At 57.5% G+C, this 6,446-nt stretch carries 4 protein-coding genes; 3 read left to right on the forward strand and 1 reads right to left on the reverse strand.

Annotated features, from left to right (window positions below; genetic code table 11):
- Nucleotides 1-34: 34 nt before the first annotated feature.
- The 3 genes from LW884_03515 (at nucleotide 35) to LW884_03525 (ending at nucleotide 5,927) form a co-directional block, all read left to right on the forward strand.
- Nucleotides 35-4,039: an AAA domain-containing protein gene (locus tag LW884_03515; protein ID MCE3007400.1), complete on the forward strand. Its 4,005-nt coding sequence runs from the start codon at nucleotides 35-37 to the stop codon at nucleotides 4,037-4,039.
- Between the two features lie 236 nt (nucleotides 4,040-4,275).
- Nucleotides 4,276-5,631, forward strand: coding sequence for a hypothetical protein (locus tag LW884_03520; protein ID MCE3007401.1), 1,356 nt, complete (start codon nucleotides 4,276-4,278; stop codon nucleotides 5,629-5,631).
- 146 nt (nucleotides 5,632-5,777) lie between these two features.
- A complete protein-coding gene (locus tag LW884_03525; GenBank protein ID MCE3007402.1) occupies nucleotides 5,778-5,927 on the forward strand; it encodes a hypothetical protein in 150 nt (49 codons plus the stop codon).
- A gap of 301 nt (nucleotides 5,928-6,228) precedes the next feature.
- Here the strand turns inward: LW884_03525 and LW884_03530 are convergent.
- On the reverse strand, nucleotides 6,229-6,446 hold a 218-nt coding region (locus LW884_03530; protein MCE3007403.1), incomplete at its 5' end, for a hypothetical protein.

Consider the following 6,446-nt stretch of genomic DNA (forward strand, 5'->3'; position numbering starts at 1 on the left):
CCCGGGGTGTAGGCCAGTTTCTTACCTTCGTATCATGTCGCTCACCGCGCTCATCCACAGCAGTCGGCTGCGGCTGCTAGACCTGAGCCAGCGCAACCGGGCGCTGAAGATGCCGCGCCTGCTGCCCGGGCGCGAGCTGGACCTGCACAGCCTGGGCTGGACAGAGGGCACCCCCCCGGAGGCAATACTGGCCTCGGTAGTGGCGCAGCAGCGTGTGGCACTGCTAAAGCCTGCCGCACGGGCCTACCCCGAGGCGGAACGGCTGGGCCGAAGCCTGACCCGCCTGTACCGCCTGCTGCAGCATGGCCAGCGCGAAACTGGGGCCTACGACCTGTATGTGGGCTACCCCTTTGTGCAGGGCCGGTTTGCAGAGGGGTCGGTGGCGCGCTGCCCACTGCTGCTCTTCCCGGTGCAGCTGGTGCGCAGGGTGCAGGGCGACTGGACGCTGGCCCCCCGCCGGCTGGATGAGGCCCTCCTGAACGAAGCTTTCTTTCGGGCACTGGAAAAATTCAACGAACGCCTGCTGCCGCCCGAGTTCTGGGCCTTCAACCCCCGGCAGGGCAGCCTGCAGCTCCTGCTAAACCAGCTGTATGCCCACCTGAAGCAGTGGCAGATACCCATCGACTTCAACTCACAGCTCTTTCTGCGCCAGCTAGACCCCTGGGTAGACTACCAGGAGGAAAGCCTGGGCCACTGGCCCATCGGGCAGCTGAGCCTGCACCCCCAGGCGGCACTGGGCATCTTTCCGCCCTACGACACCGCGCTGCTGCAGGACTACCGTAGCCTGCTGGAGGCCCCCGAGGCATTTGACCTGGCTACACTGATAGATCCCCCGCCCGCCCCAGCGGTAGCGCGCCCCGCGCGGGCGGTGCAGGCATACCCCCTGCCCGTAGACCACGGCCAGGAACAAGCCCTATGGGCCATACAGGCCGGCCAGAGCATTGTGGTACACGGCCCCCCGGGCACAGGCAAGAGCCAGCTGATTGTAAATGCGGTGGCAAATGCCCTGGTACAGGGGCAAAAGGTACTGGTGGTAAGCGAAAAGCGGGCGGCCCTGGAGGTAGTGAGCAAGCGCCTGGCAGACCTGGGGCTAGGCCCGTGGGCGTACATGATCCACGACTACCGGGGCGACAGAGACAGCCTGTATGCCCGGCTGCTGGAGCAGGCAGCGGCCAGCCCCACAGCCTCATACGAGCACACGGAAGCGGATGCCCTGCGCTGGCAGCAGCGGGCCGAGCAGCAAGACCGGCTGGCTGCCGCCTTTTCGGCCCGGGCGGCCGTGCTATACACGCCCTTGGCCTGTGGCTATAGCCCAGCCGAGCTGTATGTGCGTACCCAAGACACGCGGCCAGGCCGCCTGGATTGGCCCGCCGAGGGGCTGGATCGGCACCAGCTGGAGGATTTCTTTTTGTGGATCGAGCGGCTACGACCCTTCCAGGATCTGCTGGACCCACAGCATCCCTGGCGGGCCCGCCCCAGCTGGACGCAGCTGCCAGAGGCGGCCCGAGAAGAAGCTGCGGCTTGGGTAGAACAGCTGCCCGAATGGCTGGCCCAGCTGCAAGCCTACCAGGCCCAGCGCCTGCCGGGCCTGCCGATTGAGGACACCGAGGAGCTGGACGCTGCCGTACAGCAGCTGGAGCAGCGCATGCAGCCGCTGCACCCAGCCAGCTGGCCTGCCTGGGTGTGGGCCGCCTACCACGGGCCCGCTGCCACCCTGGAGCCCCTGGAGCAGGCCCAGCGCCTGCTGGAAGCCTACTGGCGGGCCATGGGGGCCCTGCCCTGGCAGGCAGAACCCCATACCCGGCTGGATGAGCTACCGCTACAGCTGAAACTGGCCTACCGGCCCTTGGCCTGGTTACGCCCACGCAGCCGCCGCGCCCGTACACAGCTGAACCGCCTATTCCGACTGAAAGGCCTGCCCAGGGCACGGCTAGCCGCCACCCTGGATGCGGCACTGGCCTGCCAGCAGCTGGCACGTAGTGCCCTGGCAGCCCTGCCCGGCCCCCTGCGGCAGCAGCTGGAAACGGCACTGGCCGACCCCAAGCCGCTAGAAGCCTATGCCGAGGCGCTCCATTGGTTCGCGACCCGCTACCTGGCCTGCACCCTGCTGCCCGCCTACCGCCCCCTACCCGGGCCTACTGGCCTGCCCCACTGGGCCCACTGGCAGCAGCTACTAGCCAGCCTGCAGCAGGCAGTGGTGGCCCGGCAGCAGCTACGGCAACAGCTGGCCCAGGCGGCGGGGCTACCCGGCCTGGGTGCCGAGCTGCCACAGACCCTGGCAAGCAAGGCAGCAGCAGGAGACGGAGCGGCCTGGGCAGCACTACTGGCGCAGCACTTCCAGCCCGAGCGTTTCCGTGCGGTGGATGCGCTATGGGCCGAGGCACCCGCCGCCCTGCAGCGCCTGTGGCAGGCAGCCCAGCGGGCGGGCTGCGTGTGGGCAGAAACCCTGAAATCTACCCTGGAGACCGACCTGCCCCACATCTGGCTACAGCAGGCCGAAGCCCAGCACCCCATCCTCCGAGACCCGCAAGCGGAGGATTATGCCGTACGCTGTAGCCAGTACCGCCAGCTGGAAGATCAGCTAGCGCAGCAGCTGCGGCACCAGCTGCCGCAGCGTGTGGCTGCAGCACACAGCCAGAGGGCGGAGCCGGCGGCTACCACACGCGAGCTGCTGCACCAGCTGGCCAAAAAACGGCGACGCTGGCCCCTTCGGCAGCTCATCAGCCAGTTCTTGGCCACTGGCCTGGGCCACCGCATGCCCTGTGTGCTGGCCAGCCCGGAGACCGTGGCCGCTGCCTGGCCCATGGTGCCCGGCTTGTTCGACCTCATCATCGTAGACGAGGCCAGCCAGTGCCCCACCGAGCGACTGCTGACCGTGCTGCTGCGCGGACGGCAGGTGGTGGTGGCCGGAGACCCGCATCAGCTACCCCCCACAGACCTATTCAGGGTACAGGCCGAGGTGGACGAACTGGTGGCCGAGTACTACGACCCCGATGCCCGGCTGGCCAGTGCCATAGATAGCGAGAGCATCCTGCACCTGGCCCAGCAGCGCCTGCCCGCCCACCCCCTGCGGGGGCACTACCGCAGCCGCTACCCGGCCCTGATTGCCTTTAGCCACCGCGCCTTCTATCAGGATAGCCTGCAGATGCTGCCCCGCCCGGCGCCGGCCCCACCCATTCTGTATCACCGGCTGGCGGGACGCTTTGACAAGGGGGTAAACCAGGTGGAGGTGGAGGCGGTGGCCGATACCCTGGAGCAGCTGCTGGCACAGCCACAGCCACCCAGCGTGGGGGTGGTTACCTTCAACTACCCACAGCAGCAGGCCCTGCTGGACGAGCTGGACCGACGCACCCTGGCCCATGCCCGGGCGGGCCGCCAGGCCGAGGCCCAGCGGCTGGCCACCGCCTTCGACCTGGAGCGCGAAGGCACCCTACAGGGACTGTTTGTAAAAAACATAGAGCACGTGCAGGGCGATGAGCGCGATGTGATCCTCTTTTCCATTGGCTATGCCCCCAATGCCCAGGGGCGTGTGCCGGCCAGCTTTGGCTGGCTGAACCAGGTCGGCGGACAGAATCGCCTGAATGTGGCCATTACGCGTGCACGGCAGCAGGTACAGCTATTCTGTTCCTTCCTGCCCGAGCAGCTGGAGGTAGCCCACACCCTGCACCCCGGCCCCAAGCTGCTGAAAGCCTACTTGCGCTATGCCTGGGCCCTTAGCAGCGGGCAGCCTGGGCTGGCCCAGCAGGTGCTAGACGAGCTGGCCCCACCCCCCGCCCCTGCCAACGCGCTGGGGCAGGCACGCACCGCCTACCTGCGCGGGCAGCTGCATGCGGCAGGGCTGGCAGCCCAGCCACCGCCGCCCCTGGCCCAGGGGCTGTACGACCTGGCCGTACATGGCCCCGGCGGATGGCCCAGCCAGGCCTGGCTGATAGAGGGGCCGGCGCACCCCTGGCGCAGCCTGCTGCACCACCTGCCCCACCTACTGGAGCAGGCGGGGATAGCCACCACACAGCTACTATTGTCCAGCCGGATAGACTAGTGCTTCATAAGCTGGCGGAACCTGCTCGCGCATAACCTGTACAGTTAGCCCTTCAAGCGGCTTTGCACTAGCAGAAGAGAACCTGAACCAGAGCGAGTAGAATTAAATAACAAGTTGATCTCTGGCTTCCAGAGCTTCCATTTTTTGGTAAATTTGTATCCATTTTATTTTGCACACTATTTGCTAGCTGTTTTTTTAACAAAATCATGAAAAAGTCATGAAAAAATCTTTGCTTTTTGCTTTTTGCTTTTTGCTTTTTGCCACCCAGGCTGAATGCACAGAGTACAGGCCTGTCGCCTGAATTTATTGTATCCATATGGGATGCTTCCTATCCTCTTTTTTCAAAGAATATAAAGGATCCACTCATAAAAGAGATACTGAAAGAAACGCCTAAATATATTGTGCGAAAAGATTATGAAAATGCTAGCCTATCAGTTACGCAGGCTATTTATAAAACAAAAGGAGTAAAGGTACTGAATAAGGAGTATATAGTAAAATTAAAAACCGATTTTCAAACAATTCACAACGCATTATTTCAAAATAAATTTGACCTGGTAGCTTCAGGGCTCTTAAATATAGGAAACTATACCTTATCGTATCTGGAAAAGGGAATATTGTCCCAAGAGGCTCCACAGAACACCCCTCAGCTTGCCTCTATTCCCGTAGCTGCTCCAGTAGAAAAGTTGCCAGAAATAAGTAAAAGCTTATTTGTAAATAGCTTGGGAGATTACTCCATCTATATGGATGGACAGACGTATGAAAGCCAAAATCAGGGAACTTATGGTAATTATGCAGAATATACAGATATTCTAATGTTAAATGACAATTTGTCTATATTCATAGACAAGTCTCAGTCAGCGGAGTTTGATGTAAATCAACAAGGCGAGGTACACCAATGGATCCAGGATAATTCAGGATTACTTATTCATAGCATTGAATCTGCCAGTATCTTCGTTGAAGGCAAGCAGCTTAAGAAGTTTTTTGTGAAGGGAACAAACCAGGAGACAGATGAATTAATTTACCTGGATGTTGTTTTCTTTTATTCAGAGAAAAATGAATCTACTTATGGTGTTTTTGCCTATATCAAGCCAAGTAATGGTGACTTCCAGACGTACAAAAATCAGTTTGAAACTATCCTTACTACCTTTAATATCAATGAAAATACAGCCAAGAAATTTTTTAATATAAAATCATTCAGCATTGTATCTATTCAGATAGATGGAATAAGCCAGAACAAGCCCTCTGGAGAGACCTGGGATAATGCGTGGTCAAACTACTCCCCAGATGTTTATTTCACAGTTGATAATGGCGACGGCACAAATCTGTACCGACTTCCCATAGAGCGGAGAACAGAAGACCTTATCGGTAGTAAGCTGTGGAACTTTTCTCAGGGTCCTATTAGCCTATGGGACACAAAATCTGGTTTTTCTGTCTCCTTCTACGACTATGATTCTCAGACAGATGATGATGTGATTTGCGAACTCACATTCGATCCGCTGAGCCAGGCCATGAAGACGCAATCAAGTAGTATAAAATTGACCGAGAGTGATGATATACACACAGTTACCGTAACACTGATTGTTAATAAGTAACAGACTCCTCCTTCTCTCGGTATGTTTTACAAGCGGCCTCGGTCAGTCTATCTGGCCGAGGCTATTTTTAGGGGGGAGGACAGAAGTTTTGTGGTAAGCCTTATTGTTTTAGCTTAAAAGCTAAAAAACATTGGATCACTAGTGCGGTGCATCGCCCCCACGGATGGCCCAGCCAGGCCTGTCTGATAGAGGGGCCGACGCACCCCTGGCGCAGCCTGCTGCACCACCTGCCTAACCTACTGGAGCAGGCGGGGATAGCCACCACACAGCTACTATTGTCCAGCCGGATAGACTAGCTGTACATTTTAAGCAGTATCAAAATTTGCCTAAATTCGATCGGCACTAAAAAGGAGGGGGCACACTAAGAATTTTGGGGCTTGACTAGCAGGTTTTCTTAGAAGGTATTATTTTTTCTATAAAAAACTCCTCTGTTGGTGATGCCTGGCGTGTGAAAATACGGGAGAATGAACGCCGGTCAATAATTTTTACAGCCAATTTATCTTGCCGCATAGGGTAGGCTTAGAAGTACGTAATTTTAGCCCATAAAAACAGGAAAAGCGGCTGAAAAAGCTTGAATAAGCAGGTAGGTCTGTGCCGTTACTTCACAGATTCGTCATCTGATGTTGTTTTTATTATATCCATAATACCCTCCACGTCACAATCGGATTTCAAATATCCGATGAAAGCGGCCTGAAGTTTTTTTCCTAGTTCCTCATCCGCTTTTAGGTTTTTGAATTGTTTTTCTGTCTTATCATTAAGATCATAGAGTTTTGCCAGTGCCGCATCTGATTTTTCTGTGTCTCCACTTTTTTGAT

This window comes from Bacteroidota bacterium (assembly GCA_021300195.1).
Taxonomy (GTDB): Bacteria; Bacteroidota; Bacteroidia; order J057; family JAJTIE01; genus JAJTIE01.